General features: G+C 61.4%; 13 protein-coding genes and 2 pseudogenes. 6 read left to right on the top strand and 9 right to left on the bottom strand.

The window, feature by feature from the left end; translation table 11 throughout:
* Positions 1–4: 4 nt before the first annotated feature.
* Positions 5–1,042: a proline racemase family protein gene (locus DIE17_RS14010; protein ID WP_124921034.1), complete on the top strand. Its 1,038-nt coding sequence runs from the start codon at positions 5–7 to the stop codon at positions 1,040–1,042.
* 157 nt (positions 1,043–1,199) lie between these two features.
* On the opposite strand, the gene DIE17_RS14015 is transcribed toward DIE17_RS14010, so the two are convergent.
* From DIE17_RS14015 to DIE17_RS14030, 4 genes are all read right to left on the bottom strand, one after another.
* Complete coding sequence (locus DIE17_RS14015; protein ID WP_311768786.1) at positions 1,200–2,486, bottom strand: MFS transporter; 1,287 nt, start codon at positions 2,484–2,486, stop codon at positions 1,200–1,202.
* Between the two features lie 136 nt (positions 2,487–2,622).
* Positions 2,623–4,278 (bottom strand): choline dehydrogenase, encoded by a 1,656-nt coding sequence (locus tag DIE17_RS14020; RefSeq protein ID WP_124921035.1) that lies wholly within the window; start codon positions 4,276–4,278, stop codon positions 2,623–2,625.
* Between the two features lie 222 nt (positions 4,279–4,500).
* Complete coding sequence (locus tag DIE17_RS14025) at positions 4,501–5,238, bottom strand: LrgB family protein (RefSeq protein ID WP_124921036.1); 738 nt, start codon at positions 5,236–5,238, stop codon at positions 4,501–4,503.
* On the bottom strand, positions 5,235–5,612 hold the full coding sequence (locus DIE17_RS14030; protein WP_124921037.1) for a CidA/LrgA family protein: 378 nt from the start codon (positions 5,610–5,612) through the stop codon (positions 5,235–5,237). The genes DIE17_RS14025 and DIE17_RS14030 overlap by 4 nt, the downstream gene beginning before the upstream one ends.
* Positions 5,613–5,881: 269 nt before the next feature.
* On the opposite strand from DIE17_RS14030, the pseudogene DIE17_RS37965 reads away from it, so the two are divergent.
* Positions 5,882–6,328, top strand: a pseudogene (locus tag DIE17_RS37965) (integrase); the annotation flags it as partial.
* 109 nt (positions 6,329–6,437) lie between these two features.
* Here the strand turns inward: DIE17_RS37965 and DIE17_RS14040 are convergent.
* The 5 genes from DIE17_RS14040 to DIE17_RS14060 form a co-directional block, all read right to left on the bottom strand.
* Positions 6,438–6,746 (bottom strand): YciI family protein, encoded by a 309-nt coding sequence (locus tag DIE17_RS14040; protein WP_124921038.1) that lies wholly within the window; start codon positions 6,744–6,746, stop codon positions 6,438–6,440.
* A gap of 12 nt (positions 6,747–6,758) precedes the next feature.
* The gene (locus tag DIE17_RS14045) at positions 6,759–7,403 is read right to left on the bottom strand and encodes an FMN-dependent NADH-azoreductase (RefSeq protein ID WP_124921039.1); all 645 of its coding nucleotides are present in this window, start codon (positions 7,401–7,403) and stop codon (positions 6,759–6,761) included.
* Between the two features lie 50 nt (positions 7,404–7,453).
* Positions 7,454–8,284, bottom strand: a complete 831-nt coding sequence (locus tag DIE17_RS14050; protein WP_124921040.1) for an alpha/beta fold hydrolase — start codon at positions 8,282–8,284, stop codon at positions 7,454–7,456.
* Positions 8,285–8,543: 259 nt separating this feature from the next.
* Positions 8,544–9,431, bottom strand: a complete 888-nt coding sequence (locus DIE17_RS14055; protein WP_124921041.1) for a sugar phosphate isomerase/epimerase family protein — start codon at positions 9,429–9,431, stop codon at positions 8,544–8,546.
* Between the two features lie 50 nt (positions 9,432–9,481).
* Positions 9,482–11,152 (bottom strand): GMC family oxidoreductase, encoded by a 1,671-nt coding sequence (locus DIE17_RS14060; RefSeq protein ID WP_124921042.1) that lies wholly within the window; start codon positions 11,150–11,152, stop codon positions 9,482–9,484.
* 391 nt (positions 11,153–11,543) lie between these two features.
* Here DIE17_RS14060 and DIE17_RS14065 point away from each other — a divergent pair, with 391 nt between their 5' ends.
* The 4 genes and pseudogenes from DIE17_RS14065 to DIE17_RS14080 form a co-directional block, all read left to right on the top strand.
* Positions 11,544–12,509 (top strand): GlxA family transcriptional regulator, encoded by a 966-nt coding sequence (locus DIE17_RS14065; RefSeq protein ID WP_260439239.1) that lies wholly within the window; start codon positions 11,544–11,546, stop codon positions 12,507–12,509.
* A gap of 324 nt (positions 12,510–12,833) precedes the next feature.
* The gene (locus DIE17_RS14070; RefSeq protein ID WP_124921044.1) at positions 12,834–13,196 is read left to right on the top strand and encodes a hypothetical protein; all 363 of its coding nucleotides are present in this window, start codon (positions 12,834–12,836) and stop codon (positions 13,194–13,196) included.
* A 386-nt stretch (positions 13,197–13,582) separates the two neighbouring features.
* A complete protein-coding gene (locus DIE17_RS14075; protein WP_124921056.1) occupies positions 13,583–14,314 on the top strand; it encodes a YoaK family protein in 732 nt (243 codons plus the stop codon).
* Positions 14,315–14,367: 53 nt separating this feature from the next.
* Positions 14,368–14,843, top strand: a pseudogene (locus tag DIE17_RS14080) (VOC family protein); the annotation flags it as partial.

The raw sequence follows: 14,843 nt of genomic DNA on the forward strand, positions 1-14,843 counted from the left end.
AACAATGAAACTGAAGCGAATGGTCAACGTCGTCGGTGTCCATACCGGCGGCGAGCGTAACGATGTCATTACCGGCGGCGTGCTCGACGTGCCCGGCAACACGATCTTCGAAAAGATGCGCTATCTAGAGACGCAAGCCGACGATCTGCGCAAATTTCTGCTGCATGAGCCGCGCGGTAGCGTCACGCAATGCGTGAACCTGGTACTGCCGCCGTGCGACCCGGAAGCGGATGCGGGTTTCGTGATCATGGAGGCCGAATACTATGTGCCGATGTCGGGCAGCAACACGATCTGCACGGTCACTGCGCTGCTCGAGACCGGGATGATTCCGATGCAGGAACCGTATACCGACGTCACGCTCGAAGCGCCGGGCGGCCTCGTGCGCGTGCGTGCCGAATGTCGCGACGGCAAATGCGTGAACGTGAGGTTCTCGAACGTGCCGTGTTTCGTGTTCGGCCTCGACCTGCCGATCGAAGTGCCTGGCCTCGGCACGCTGAAGGTGGACGTCGCGTACGGCGGGATGATCTACGTGCTGGTCGATGCGCAGGCGGTCGGTTTCGCAATCGAACCCGACGAGGCAGGGCAGATGGTGGAAATCGGTGAACGGATCAAGGTGGCCGCCGCCGAGCAGATTCCCGCCGTGCACCCCGAAAATCCCGATATCCACACGATCAATCAGACGCTCTTTGCAGGCCCGCTCCAGCGAGGCGCCGATGACGGGCTGCGGGCAAAGAACAGCGTGATCGTGTCGCCCGGCCGCGTCGACCGCTCACCGTGCGGAACAGGCACCAGCGCGCGCCTCGCGGTCATGCATGCTCGCGGGCAGATTCAGCCGGGTGAGCGTTTCGTACACGAATCGATCCTCGGAACGGAGTTCATCGGCGAGATTGCGGAGACGTTGTCGGTTGGCGGCAAGCCGGGCGTTCGCCCGATGATTACCGGTAGTGCGTGGATCACCGGCTACCATCAGTACGTGCTCGACGCGAACGATCCACTTCCGACCGGTTATACGCTGAGCGATTTGTGGAGAAAGCCTGCGTAATCTTTTGCGCGCGCATGCAACGCCCGGGCGTCTGCACGCGGCCGCGCACTTCGGGCATCGCCATGATGCCGCTCTAAGAGATATATCGGCCGGAGAGCGTCGCGACGAGGCTCTCCAGCTTGCAGTCGTCGCCTGGCGCGGCCAACTGCAACCAACGTCAGATCTGGTCCTTGATCCGAATGCCGAACGCGAACACCGCGGCGGCCACGATCGCCAGACAAGCACTGATGAGCAGGCCGTTCGCGAACGAATGCGTACGGTCCACGATCACACCCGTGATGACGGGCGCGGCCGATCCCCCAAGGTATCCACCAAACGTCAGTACGCTGCCCATCGTGGCAACCAGTCGGCTCGGCACCATCACGCCGACGATGGCCCAGGTGCCGACATTTGCGAAGTAAATCGAGAACAGCGCACCCGAAATTGCGGCGACCGCGAGTGCTGGCGTGTGTGCTGCCGCTGCGGCAGCCGTGAACATCGCGGCGACCACAAGGCCGATGCACGTCGGGATCTTGCGGCTGAGCGATACGCTGTATCCCTTGCGAGTTAGAAAATCGATAAAGGTACCGCAGCTCAACTGGCCGAGCGTTCCAGCTGCATACGGAATAGCCGCCAACCATCCGGTCTTGGCGATGCTAACGTTCTGCTCATGCTCGAGGTAGGCCGGTAGCCACGACACATACAACCAGATCATGTAGATCACGCCGGCCGAGCCGAGCATCATCGCGATCGTGTTGCGCTGGAACATTAGCGCGCGCCATTCGGCGAACCCGGGGCGCGTTGCGCATGTCTGGTCGTCGTGCGCTGGCATGTCGCTCGTCTGACGATCGGTCGTCCGATTTCGGTAGACGGCAAACCACGTCAGTGCCAACACAATGCCCAGCACGCCCAGCGTTGCGAACATCATCCGCCAACCGACAGCGATCAGCAGCAGCGTCAGCAACGGTGGTGCAAGCGCGGGCGCGACAGTTCCGGCGATCAGAAAGAGGCTGGTTGGCCCTCCCCGCTTCTCTGCGGGGAACCATTCGCTTACAATCTTCGCGCATGCGGGGTAGTGCGGTGATTCGCCGACGCCGAGCAATGCGCGTCCGAGCAGCATCTGCTGGAAAGTCTGGACGAAGCCGCACGCGAGCTGCGCAGTCGACCAAAACAGCAGGCCCAGTCCGAACACGATCCGTGCGCCGAAGCGGTCGAGAATCAACCCGATGGGCAACTGAGAGAATGCATACACGATCGAGAATGACGACATCATCATACCCATCTGCGCGGCCGAGAGTTGCAGTTCTGACGCGACAAGATGGTTTGCGACCGACAGTGCACTGCGATCTAGATTGTTGATTAGCCCGGCACCGATCAGGAATGCAATCGCGACTTTCGCACCACGGCTGCGCGTGTCGTGATCGTCAGGCCGTACGATTTCGGGCGGCATGGAGAACTGGTTCATCGTGTGTCCAAGGCGTTCTGGTGGTGACCGGTCTGTTACTGACAGACCCAAAAAAAGGCCGTGAACGACTGTCGCGTTCACGGCCTGAAGACCACGCGGTCGGCCCTGTCGGAGGCAATCGCGGGACAAGCGGGGTCTAGGCCGCTTTGTAGTATTCGGCCTTGCTCGCCGGCGGTTCCGAGCGGCCGCGAATGTTGTCGGCGATCTTTTCGGCCATCATGATGACCGGCGCGTTGAGGTTGCCGCTGACGATTTCCGGCATGATCGACGCGTCGACCACACGGACGTTGTCGACGCCGTGCACGCGCCCCTGTGCGTCGACGACGGCATCGTCACCGGTTCCCATCCGGCATGTGCAGCTCGGGTGATAGTTCGTTCCGGCCGTCTCGCGCAGATAGGCGAGGATCTGCTCGTCGGTCTGGACAGGCCGGCCGGGCGTGACTTCGTCGCCGCGCAGTGGTGCCCAAGCCTGCTGGTCGACCACATTGCGGATCGCGCGTACTGCGGCGATCGCATCGCGCCGGTCCGTTTCGGTCGTCAGGAAATTGAACACGAACTTCGGCGCGGCCAGCGGATCGGCGCTATCGATCCATACGCGCCCGCTGCTGGTCGGACGCATCAGACTGAAGAAGTACTGGAAACCGTTCTCGAGCTTCACGTTGCCGTGTTGGAATTCGCCGAGCATCGGAATGAACTCGAACTGCACGTTGGGCACCTTGATGTCGTCCTGCGTGCGAATGAACGCGCCCACTTCGAAGAAGTTGGTGGCGCCGAGCCCCTTCTTGAACAGCTTCCACTGAACGCCCAGTTTCAGCTTGCCGAACGTCGTCAATTCCCGTGCAGCCGAAACGTTCTGCGTCGCGCGGTATTGGACGGGCGCGGCAAGGTGATCCTTCAGGCCCTGGCCAACGCCTGGCAGGTCCGACACGACATTGATCGACAGGCGCCGCAGGTCGCTACCATTGCCGATACCGGACAGCATCAGAATTTGCGGCGAATGGATCGCGCCGCCGCACACGATCGCTTCGCGCGAAATGTTGATCCGCTTCGTTTCCGACCCGACCCGCACCAGCACCGCGACCGCACGCTTGCCCGCAAACTCGAGCTTCAGCACTTGCGCCATGCTCCAGACATGGAGATTGGCGCGCGGCGGCGCTTCATGCAGATACGCGCGTGACGTGCTCCAGCGCAGGCCGCGGTGCACGTTGCGCTGCGTGATGTGCACACCTTCCTGCCGGTATGCGTTGTGGTCGTCCACGTGCGGCAGCCCGGCCTGCTTGCCGGCTTCGAGAAACGCGCGATACAGCGGATTGTCGGCACGGCACGTTTCGATGTGCATCGGGCCGTTGCCCCCGCGATAGTCGTTCGCGCCCTTGTCGAAGGTTTCGGCCTTGCGAAAGTACGGAAGCACGTCCGCGTAGCTCCATCCGTCGTTGCCCATCGCCTCCCAGTTGTCGTAGTCCCATGGGTTTCCGCGCACCCAGTTCATGCCGTTGATTGACGAACAGCCGCCGAGCACACGTCCGCGTGCCTCATAGATCTTCCGGTCGTTCAGGCCCGGTTCGGGCTCGGAGTGCATGTACCAGTTGAACTTGTCGTCCATGAGTGGGAACCCGAGGGCTGCCGGCATCCGGATATAGGTACTTGTGTCTTTGGGGCCTGCTTCGATGAGCAGCACGCGCGTCCCAGCATCTTCCGCCAGCCGTGCCGCCACGACGCTACCCGCTGACCCGGAGCCGATCACCACGTAGTCGTAGTCGGTGCGGATCGGACGGCGATGAATGTCCTGCATGGTGTTGCCTCCGAAAAATTCTGAAATGAAACCGTGCCGTGCTGTCGCGGCTACCGGCTCGCTTGCGCGTCGATCACGACATCTTCGAACGCGCACACGACTTTGATCCGGATTCTATGCTTCGCAAAAATGAATGTAAAGGATTACATTTATGAGGATATCCGAGGGCGGCGAGTACGGGTTTTGATAGCTTCGGTGAATGGTATCGAACGTTCGATAGCGTTAGTGAAGCCAGTTCGTGACAACTGGCATCAGCACCGGCACGACTATCGCAGTCAGTACGCCGTTCAATCCCATCCCCAGTCCTGCATAGGCACCCATCGTCGCGTCGACCTGGAAAGCGCGCGCGGTGCCGATTCCGTGCGACGCAACCCCGAGGGCGAATCCACGAACCTCCGGCGCTGAGATGCGCAAGAAGTTGAGCAGCGAGCGTGCGGTCACCGCGCCGAAAATGCCGGTGCAGATCACGAGCACTGCGGTGAGGGATGGGATGCCGCCGAGGCGCTCGGAAATCGCCATCGCTATCGGCGTGGTCGCCGATTTCGGTGCGATGGATGCAAGCGTTTGATGCGAAGCGCCCAACGCGTCGGCGATGACCAATGCGGAAACGACCGCAGTGGTCGAGCCAGCCGTTAGCGCACCGAGCAGCGGTAGCGCGGCCTTGCGGAGGTTTGCCCATTGTCGGTAGAGCGGGAGCGCCAATGCGACCGTGGCGGGTCCAAGCAGGAAATGAACAAACTGGGCTCCGTCGAAATAGGTTCGATACGACGTCCCGGTCGAAGCGAGGGCCGTTACGATCAGCGTGATGGAGATTAGTACCGGATTGGCGAACGGACTAAATCGCGCCTTCCGGTAGATTGCCTGTGCGCACAGATACGCAATGAGCGTCAGCGTGAGTCCTGTGAGCGGCGACGCTGCGAGATAGACCCAGAGGGCGGCCAGCTTTTGTTGAGCAATCATGACATGTCCCCGGCATGATTTCCGTTGCGCTCCGACATGACTCGTGTCAAGCACCGCATGGTCAGGGCCGTCACCGCGACAGTGAGCAGCGTACTGACTACGAGCGAGATGGCGATGGGAATAAGGTCTCCCTTGACCACATTGGCGGTCGCCATCACACCGACACCGGCGGGAACGAAGAGAAGGGACAGATTTTGCAGCAGATTCGAGGCTGTCGATTCCAGTGTTGTCGCAAGCGGCGGGAAGGCGTGCAGGCTTATCAGAAGCAGCAACATGCCGACCACCGGGCCAGGTACTGAGAGATGCAGCAGATACGTACTACCTTCACCTAGACACTGAAACGTTAGGAGAATGGCGATGGAGAGGAGTGGCATGCTGGGAAACGGTGCGCAATTGGAATAGAAGGGGGCCGGAGGACGATGATCGGCATTCCGCAAATGGGAGGGGAATCGAGACGTCTGTCGGCTCCCGCGATTATACCGAATATGTAATCAATTACATTTGTGTATCCTATTCCGATATGTGGCCTGGTAGCGTCGTCCGAGAAGGCTCCTTGAGTGGTTACATGTCGAGATTGTCGTCGGCTTACACACGCAGCGGTTGCCGCAATACGACCTGATTGTCCTTGCCTGGCGCTGAGGGGGAACGGTCATATGGCTGTGGCACGCCGGCTGCACAGCGCCTTCGCTTTCTGCTCGATTTCGGCTATGCGATCGGTCTGCGCGCTAGCGAATTCGTCGGCGCCACGCTTGGTGACATCCGACGCGACGAACACGGGAATCACTCGCTGCATGTGATTGGCAAGGGCGGAAAGCCCGGCAAGGCGGCGCTGCCAGCGCTGGATCAGTTTCTGGTGCAGCGTGGGCCACCGTTCACGCCGTCCCGCTGGGACCCGGTAACACCGCTGGTCGCGAACCTCGAGGAGGAAGGCGCCGGCATCGAGAGTACGAGGCTCTGGCGCGTGCTGCGACGCTTCTTTCGGTTCGCGGCCGGGGCGATCGAGGCTGAACGGCCAGCGACGGCCGAGAAGGTTCGGCGCGCAAACGCGCACTGGATGCGGCACTCACATGCAATACACGTGCTGGCCCAGCGCGAATCGCGGCGGCCCCTCTTTGTCCTGCGAACGCGTCAACGCGTCGGCACGGATTCGTCGACCCGTCGATGCGATCGAGAGGGCCGCCCGACGGGCGCGGCGGAAGTCACACCGGCCTGGCGCCTCCTGCCCATTGCGCAGGAAAGGCGCTTGCACACAGCGCGGGGGCGCAGCATTGGATGTCGAAGGTCGCCAAGCCGAGAGTATCGAACGGGTCTTCGGCGATCATTTTCTCGATATCGCTCCGGTGGTCCGCGTAGGCGAGAAAAAAACCGGCTGCCTCTCCCTGCAGCGGCCCCGCGAACAGAATGCTTCCCGCCTGAACATGCTTGACGAGCCACGCCTTGTGGGACTCCAGGTGCGCGTGAACCTCTTCCGTCGGACGGATGTAATCCACCTTGATGGCAAACAGCATGAAGGACTCCTGTTACTTGACGGGCTGTGCATCGGACGCCTGTACGCTGGCGAGTACGTCGGCGATGGCGGCCCTGGCGCGCGCGATACCTTCGTCCCGCACCGGCTGACCTTTCGATGCCCCCTCGGCACGGACGAACCGGACATCGGTTACACCCAGGAAACCGAAGAAACGCTCGAGATAGTTTTCCTGGAAATCCATGCGAGCCAGCGGTCCTTCCGCATAAAACCCGCCGCGGGCGGAGACGACGACGACGCATTTGTCCGTGGCCAGGCCCACCGGGCCATGCTCGGTGTATCTGAAGGTTCGTCCGGCCTGCGCGACGCGATCCAGCCATGCTTTCAGTTGACTCGGCACCGAGAAGTTGTACATCGGCGCACCGACGACAATGACGTCGCTGGTCAGATACTCCATCACCAGCGTTTCTGAAAACCGATGCTCGCGGGTCGCATCGTCGTCGAATTCGTCTGTCGCGATGTCGCGGAACCCGGCAGCGATCGGTCCGGTCAAGTGGGCAATTTCGTCGCGGACGAGATCGCGATAGGTCACTTCGGCCGACGGGTGTCGCGCACGCAAATCGGCTACGACGGCAGCGGACAGCGCTCGGGTGATGGAGTTGTCGTCCAGAATGCTGGAATCGAGATGCAGGATTTTCATTTCAGTCTCGCAGTGATGAAGAGATAAACTTCTTCGAAATCCGACGGGCGTTATTGCAGAACCGTTCGTGCGGCCCGATCGATCAGTCTCGCGACGTCGTCGGGGTGAGACAGCATCGACATGTGACTGGAGCGAATGGTCGTTACCGTTGCCCCGATTCGCTGGGCGATGGCCTGCTGCACGGTTTCCTTGAGCGCGTTGTCGCCAGTCGTTCGCAGATACCAACGGGGCTTGTCATGCCAGGCCGCATGCCGCACCTTGCCGGTGAAACAGGCGATCGCGATCGGCTGTTGAGTCGAGGTCAGCGCCTTGACCTGTTCAAAAGGAAGATCTCCCGCCATGACGTGCTGGAACTGGCGGGCATCGTCCAGCCATACCAGTCCTCGGGCGTCTGGTGACAGGCCCGTCATCGGCGCGTCGAGGCCGTGCAGCAGGTCGTCGACTGACTCACCGTCGTCCGGAACCAGTGCCGACAGGTAAACAAGGCCCTTCACATTGGCAGCATCGCCGGCTTGCGTAATTACCGCACCGGCCCACGAATGGCCTACCAGCAGCACGTCCCCGGTTTGTCGGCGCAGCACGTTCTCGGTCGCGGCAACGTCATCGTCGAGGGAAGTGAGCGGATTCTGCACGGCCGTCACGTGGTAACCCATGTGCTGCAGCCTGGTGATAACCGGCTGCCAGCTCGACCCGTCGGCGAACGCGCCATGGACGAGCACGATGTTGCGAACCGCCGGCGCTGCGGCCGCGATCGTGTGACCGCTTGCGAATGTCACCGTGAACGCGACGGCCGCGAGCACTCGGCTGAACCAACTGACCGGGCAGCGGCCCTTTCGCGTCGGAAAGTAATGCGGATGGCCCAGACGGGACGGGAGTGGCATAACGGAGTCGCTCCGACAATTGCAAACATGGGCCAAATTTATACGGCTCTTGTCGACAATTGCAGAGGGCGGACCGGACATTGTTCATGCAAAATTCGCCACCCAGGGCCCCTCGATGAGGGCGCCGGCGCGTGCGGTGAACGTCACAGCCGAACGAGGCACTGACGGGCGTGACCGACCAAACCGGACGATGTGCGGCCCGCGATTGGACCGCGACGCCCCGCTGAATAGTGGCGCGACGGCCGCCACGCGGGGGCGGTTACGCGACGAGGCACGCCATCAGGCGCTTGAGCTGCGCGGCAACGGTTGCCGCGTTCTGTTGCTGCTGCTTTCTGCAGAACAACTCACAACTCCACCATCCCCGATAGCCGGTTGCCTTGACTGCATCGGTCCATTGCTGCAGGTCGATTACACCTTCTCCGGTCGGTACATCGCGGAGCACCCGTTCGTCCGGAATTCCGCCGGGGAAAGGGAGCGAATCACACACGTGAACGCCATAAATGATGCGCGAGTCCAGCTTCGCGATGTCGTCGGGCGTCACGCCGGACGTGTGGCAGTGCCAGTAGTCGATGACGATTTTCACATTGTCGCGGCCGGCCGTATCAATCAGCTGGATCGATTTGTCGATGCCGTTGATAGGCGCCCACGACAGCGCTTCCAGGTACAGCACTAGGCCGCGCTCGGCGGCCATGTCGGCCAGACGAGCGAGATTTTTCGCGGTGGCCGCGATCTGCCGCGCATGCGGCAGGCCGAGTACGCCGGCATAACGGTCTGTCCTCCCGTTTTGCGTCCATTCGACGACCGATTGAACGTCGACCGGCCCGGTCAGTACCTGCACACCTTGCGCGCCGGACAGCGTTGCCAATTCGAACAACTCATCGGCACGCGCGTACATCGCCGATGTCTGCTGGCCTTGCCGCTCGATATCGATCAGAAATCCCATTCCGGGGACATAGATGTTTTCGAGCAGCGCTTTCAGGTCCTCGGGGCCGTAGCCCGAGGCGAGGTACGCTTCCAGCTTGTCCGCACCCAGCTCGATACCGTCGAACCCGATAGCGGCGATTGTGTCGAGGTCGGTGATCAGGTTGGAAAACCTCGAGACAGTGGTATGAAAGATCAACGCATTCGCTTTGCTTTGTGCGGCCATTTTCAAGTATCCAGTCAAGAACGGAATGATTGTGTTGCTCAAGCGTAGGATCACGAATCTACTTGAGACGGCTCAGAATCTATCGGTACGGATGCATGCTTGATGCGCGTCAGCGGCGCTTTACCCAAAATGAGGTCAGCTGCTTTTTCGCCGATCATGATGCAGACGGAGTTGAGATTGCCCGAAATGATGTTCGGCATGATGGAAGCATCGGCCACTCTCAGTCCATCGATACCGTGTACGCGTAGCGAAGGGTCAACGACTGAATCGCTGTCGGTGCCCATACGGCAAGTCCCGCACGGGTGAAGCGCTGCGTGCGCGTCCTGCTGGACAAATTTCCTCAATTCGTCGCGACTTGCTGCCTGTTTACCCGGTACGATTCGTTGTGCGATGTACTTTCTGATAGCGGACTGTCCCATGATGTCGATAGCCTTTTCGCAACCGTCGACCACCGCCTCGAGGTCATACGGATCGCTGAAGTACTCGGGGAAGACTCGAGGAACATCCATTGGATTGGGGCTCGACAGCTCGACGAAGCCGCGTGAGCGAGGACGAATCTGTCCGAGATTGATGGTGCAGCCGTTGCCTCCCGGCACACTGTCGACGCCTTCCTCGATCCCGGCGCCGACAACGAGAAAATATTGAATGTCAGGCGTTGATGCTTCCTTGTCGCCCCACCAGAACGCGCCGCCCTCGATCAAGTTGGACACGGCCGGCCCGTTTCTGAACAAAAGATAGTTCAGGCCGGCAAGCGCTTTCCAGTGCGGCTTCTTGTATTTGTCATAGCTATAGGGTCCGTTCAACTGGTAGACAAGCGAAATTTCAATGTGGTCCTGAAGATTCCTGCCCACGCCTGGGAGGTCCTGCTCGACGGCAATTCCGTGCCTTTGCAACTCGGCGGATGGCCCGATCCCGGACAGCATCAGCAGCTTCGGGGTACCGAGCGCGCCTGCCGAAACGACGACTTCGCGATTTGCTCGCATCTGATCGATTTGTCCGTTCCGCAGGAATTCGACACCAACGGCACGGCCGTTTTCGATGAGTATTCTCGTGACACGCACGCCGGTACAGACTGTCAGGTTGGGTCGATTCAATGCCGGATGAATGTATGCAACAGCAGCGCTGCTGCGACGGCCATCGCGGGCGGTAATTTGATAAAGACCGCATCCGGCCGGCTGCCCGCTATTGAAATCTTCGTTGTACGGCAGGCCGGATTGCTGGCAGGCCTTGAGCCATGCTTTGGTTAACGGATGAATATGCGGGATGTCGGACACGCGCAGCGGGCCGCCGATGCTGTGGACGTCGTTGCAGAAGCGCTCGTTGTCTTCCGAGCGTTTGAAGTAGGGCAGGACGTCATCGAAGCCCCAGCCGGTCGCGCCGGAATCTCGCCATTGGTCGTAGTCCGACGGAACGCCACGTATGTAGATCATCGCGTTCACGGAACTTCCGCCGCCAAGCACGCTTGCCTGGACCATCGTCGGCATTTCCGTACGCGCTTGGCCCTCGGTCGGATGCCACGGGATGCGCTTAAGGAGCGGACCTTGTGCAGTCTTGTAGTAGGCGCCGGGGATATGGATATATGGACTGCGGTCGCGTGGCCCCTCCTCAAGCAGCACAACGCTTGCGCCTTCGTCTTCGCTGAGGCGGGCGGCGACAACGCAACCGGTCGATCCTCCGCCGACAACGATGTAGTCCACTGACTTATTGTCGCGATTGGTCATTTTCCTTGTACTCTCTGATGCGATGCGGCCCGCACTGCCTAAACGTGCGTCCATTCGATCCGTGACGATTCGGCTGCGCTTCAATCCATCGAGCCGTAAACCGCCTTCAGACGCCAGCAAATATCTTCCGTGGCCAAATCTGATCTGCCAATTTCGCTCTGGCCTGATTGATGACGCAAAGTGGCGCAATGAATGGACTCGTCGAGGTTCGGACGCCGGCCGTCGCGTACGAAGAAGCTCCGGTGGGCATGTCTCGATTGGCAGATAGGGTGCTGTTCATGCAGAATTCGCCACCCAGGCCGAATTGATGGAGTACCCCGTGCGTATAGGAATCGTTGCAGTCGAAGGGAGCCTGCTGTCCCCGATCACAGGCCTTGCTGATCTCTTCTGGATGACCACCCAAGCATTACAGGCACCGCCCGGCGGCGGCGCCCACGAGCAACTGGCCGTGGCAGTCTTTGAGACCATCATTGCGAGCGCCGACGGGCGAGAGTTGCGGGACCCACAAGGCCGTCTGATTCCGGTCGATACTACATTCGATGAACTCACGCAATGCGATGTCGCGCTCGTCACCGGTATGGCTCTCGGTCTCGACCGGCTGCCACCTGTGTCCGCCTCGACCGCGCAGGCGGCCGCGTGGCTGCGAGCACGTCATCGCGATGGCGCGCTGGTTGGCGCGGCCTGTGCGGGAACTTTCGTCTTGGGCGAGGCTGGCCTGTTGAACGGCCGGCGGTGCACCACAACCTGGTGGCTGCACCATGCATTCAGACAGCGGTTCCCAAAAGCGCGTCCGGTGTGGGGCACTGCCGTGGAAGAACAGGATCGCATCGTCACGACAGGCGGGCCGCTGTCCTGGGTCGATCTGGCGTTGCACGTCATCAGACGGGAAGCAGGGGCCGACATCGCTCGCCTCGCCGCCGATATTTCTGTGGCTGACACGATGCCGCTGCCCCAACTGGTATACGCGCCTCGGGGATACATCAATGCTACCGATCCACTCCTTCTTCAGGCCGAGCAGATCGTCCGGCATGCCAGCCCCGGATTGACTGCGGAAGCGTTGGCCGGCGCACTGGGTCTTAGTGAACGAACCCTGCATCGTCGACTGAAGAGCTTGACCAGCGAATCGCCAAAGGGATTCATTACTCGCGTCAGAATCGAAATGGCTTGCGTGCTGCTGGAAACACCAGGGGCCAGCATCAAGCAGGTAGCGGTGCAATGCGGCTATGGAGACGAGACTTCGTTTCGGCGTGCGTTCGGCCAGCTTATCGGCATGACCCCTGCGGATTACAGGCGGTGGTCAAGCAGGCGGAACACCAGTTCGAGCATCACGCGCGAGCCCGAGGCTGGCCACGCCTGATGCGAGGTGTCGGCAAATCTGTCGGAATTTCGCAATGCCCCGGCGGACGTGCCGAGCGCGCATCGCCTTGCTAGCCGCCCGGCGTCGCTTTGAGATTACCCAGCAATGTTTTTGATAAGCCATCACGTAGGCGATCACCGCGTCGTGCGCCTGTGCGTTACCTCCAACGTGCGGGTCATCTGAACCCAAGCGTAATCGAAAGAGAAGGGAACGCCTGTCGGTTCGTTGAGCAGTTCGCCGCGTTCTTTCTCGAAGATGAGGTACGCAAAGCTGTGCGTGCTTTGCTTGATAGCAGTGTCTACTTCCGCAGGAGCAGAAGATCAGGTGACAGTCGCAGACCGGACGACGGAGATCACCGACCCGGTGAAGATTGACAAGATCCTGAGTGCGATCCCTGCTATCCAAGGTTCGCTGGCCGATCGTCTCGCGGCAGCGCGCTTGAGGCCGACTCAACTAAACGTAACCAGGCTAACCCACGTCGATATCGCTGACGGGACACCTCGCCTTCACCTGAAGGCTGGTGATACGGCCATCAAGATTTTTACGCGTGGATCAACGGACGGACGGGTGAAGGCTGCCGGTTGTGAGCTCTGGGATAGTCCATCAATTTTGAGGCATGGTTCGACCTACTTCGCTGATGATAAAACCAGCAATTGGCTGTTGACCGGCCAGTGCATCGCGCAGTAACGCATCGAACAACGCCTGCGGGGCCCGACCATCGTCCACCTCATTGCTCAACGGTTGATGCGCGGGGACGGCGCCAACGGCCTCATCAGCGACTAGGGAAATAACACGATTGCCCCGCTACATGCCGCGCGCGGCACGGTTTTCATCGCAGCGGGAGCACTATGCCGCCTCGAGCCTGTCAGGCGCCCCGGCCCGACGCGCGCCTTGGATTTAGATAAATTCAGGCGCGCGCCATGACATTAAGGCCGGCCTTCACTAGTCTTGCTCTCGAACCGCCGCATGGCCGGATGCCAGTCAGCAAGCCGAGCCTGTCGGCGTAACCGGAGTGCTACATGGGTTATCGGATCTCGCGCGAGCGCGGCTGCAACCATTCAGGAAGCTGGGTCATGCCATCGCAGCCGGTAATCGCGGCCGCGGCGCCTGACCACGTGCGCGGCGAGGACGTGTTTCTCGCGTCGATCGCGGGCTACGTCGACACGCTCGGCTTCGTCGCGCTGTTCGGCCTGTTCACCGCGCACGTCACCGGCAACTTCATCCTGATCGGCTCGGGGCTGGCCGGCGTCGGGCAAGGGCTCGTGATCAAGTGGCTCGCGTTTCCGGCCTTCATCGCCGGTATCGTCGGCGCGCGCGTGCTCGACCATCGGGTGCGTGCGCTCGGCCACGGCGTGCGCGCGCGTTCGCTGTATGCGCTGCAGGCCGTGCTGCTGACCGGCTTCATGCTGGCCGGCGTGATGGCGTCGCCGATCGCGGACGCCGACGCGCCGCGCACGATCCTGTGCGGCCTGCTCGGCGCCGCGGCGATGGGGGTCCAGAACGCGCACGGCCGGCTGACGGCCCGTTCGGTCGTCGCCAACACGGTGATGACGGGCAACGTCAAGCAGGCGGTAATCGACGCGTTCGACTGGCTCGTGCCGCTCGCCGCGCCGGCCGAACGGGACGCCGCACGGGCACGGCTGCGGCGCACGCTGCCGCCGGTCGTGGGGTTCGCGCTCGGCGCGGGCGCGGGGGCGACGGCCTACGTGTTCGCCGCGTTCTGGGCGCTCGCGCTGCCGCTCGCGGTGCTGTGCTTCCTCAGCTATCGATCCGGTCGGCCCGACGCAGGGCCGGCGTCACGCTGAACGCGGGCGCGGCGTTCGGCCGCGCTCGCCACTTTTTATTCAAGGAGAACTCAATGAACGCACTGAAGTTGCGACAAGTGCTGCGAATGACGGTCGCAGCGACGGCCGTGCTCGGCGCAATGCTGGCAGCCGCACCGTCCCATGCCGATGCCACCCAACCGACTGCGGCGGCGCGCTTGCTCGCCGGCGCCCGTTTCCCGAACGTGACGGTCGGCCCGCAGTACGACACGACGCACGTGTGCGTGGCGCCCGAAGACTTCGACCGTTTCACCGACAGCTTCGTCGCCACGTTCGGTGGCAAGAAGTCGAAGCAGGGCGTGTTCCAGGTCACGCCGACGCCGAGCCAGACGATGTCGCAGCTCGTGCTGACGCCTTCTGGCACGATCTCGGTGTTCGGCTTCAAGACGCCGATTCCGTATCCGTTCTGCGAGGAGCGCACCGGTTACCTCGTTACCGACATGGACGTCGCGATGAAATCGGCGCGCGCGCACGGCGCGGACGTGGTCGTCGACACGTTCCCCGATCCGAT

Source organism: Burkholderia sp. Bp9099, assembly GCF_003857805.1.
In the GTDB taxonomy this organism is placed as follows: domain Bacteria; phylum Pseudomonadota; class Gammaproteobacteria; order Burkholderiales; family Burkholderiaceae; genus Burkholderia.

Excerpts from the sequence above, each read along its gene's own strand:
- DIE17_RS14055 (WP_124921041.1), bottom strand. The coding sequence starts at position 9,431 with ATGGCCGCACAAAGCAAAGCGAATGCGTTGATCTTTCATACCACTGTC.
- DIE17_RS14075 (WP_124921056.1), top strand. The coding sequence starts at position 13,583 with ATGCCATCGCAGCCGGTAATCGCGGCCGCGGCGCCTGACCACGTGCGC.
- DIE17_RS14020 (WP_124921035.1), bottom strand. The coding sequence starts at position 4,278 with ATGCAGGACATTCATCGCCGTCCGATCCGCACCGACTACGACTACGTG.
- DIE17_RS14060 (WP_124921042.1), bottom strand. The coding sequence starts at position 11,152 with ATGACCAATCGCGACAATAAGTCAGTGGACTACATCGTTGTCGGCGGA.
- DIE17_RS14065 (WP_260439239.1), top strand. The coding sequence starts at position 11,544 with ATGACCACCCAAGCATTACAGGCACCGCCCGGCGGCGGCGCCCACGAG.
- DIE17_RS14040 (WP_124921038.1), bottom strand. The coding sequence starts at position 6,746 with ATGCTGTTTGCCATCAAGGTGGATTACATCCGTCCGACGGAAGAGGTT.
- DIE17_RS14045 (WP_124921039.1), bottom strand. The coding sequence starts at position 7,403 with ATGAAAATCCTGCATCTCGATTCCAGCATTCTGGACGACAACTCCATC.
- DIE17_RS14015 (WP_311768786.1), bottom strand. The coding sequence starts at position 2,486 with ATGAACCAGTTCTCCATGCCGCCCGAAATCGTACGGCCTGACGATCAC.
- DIE17_RS14010 (WP_124921034.1), top strand. The coding sequence starts at position 5 with ATGAAACTGAAGCGAATGGTCAACGTCGTCGGTGTCCATACCGGCGGC.
- DIE17_RS14025 (WP_124921036.1), bottom strand. The coding sequence starts at position 5,238 with ATGATTGCTCAACAAAAGCTGGCCGCCCTCTGGGTCTATCTCGCAGCG.
- DIE17_RS14030 (WP_124921037.1), bottom strand. The coding sequence starts at position 5,612 with ATGCCACTCCTCTCCATCGCCATTCTCCTAACGTTTCAGTGTCTAGGT.
- DIE17_RS14050 (WP_124921040.1), bottom strand. The coding sequence starts at position 8,284 with ATGCCACTCCCGTCCCGTCTGGGCCATCCGCATTACTTTCCGACGCGA.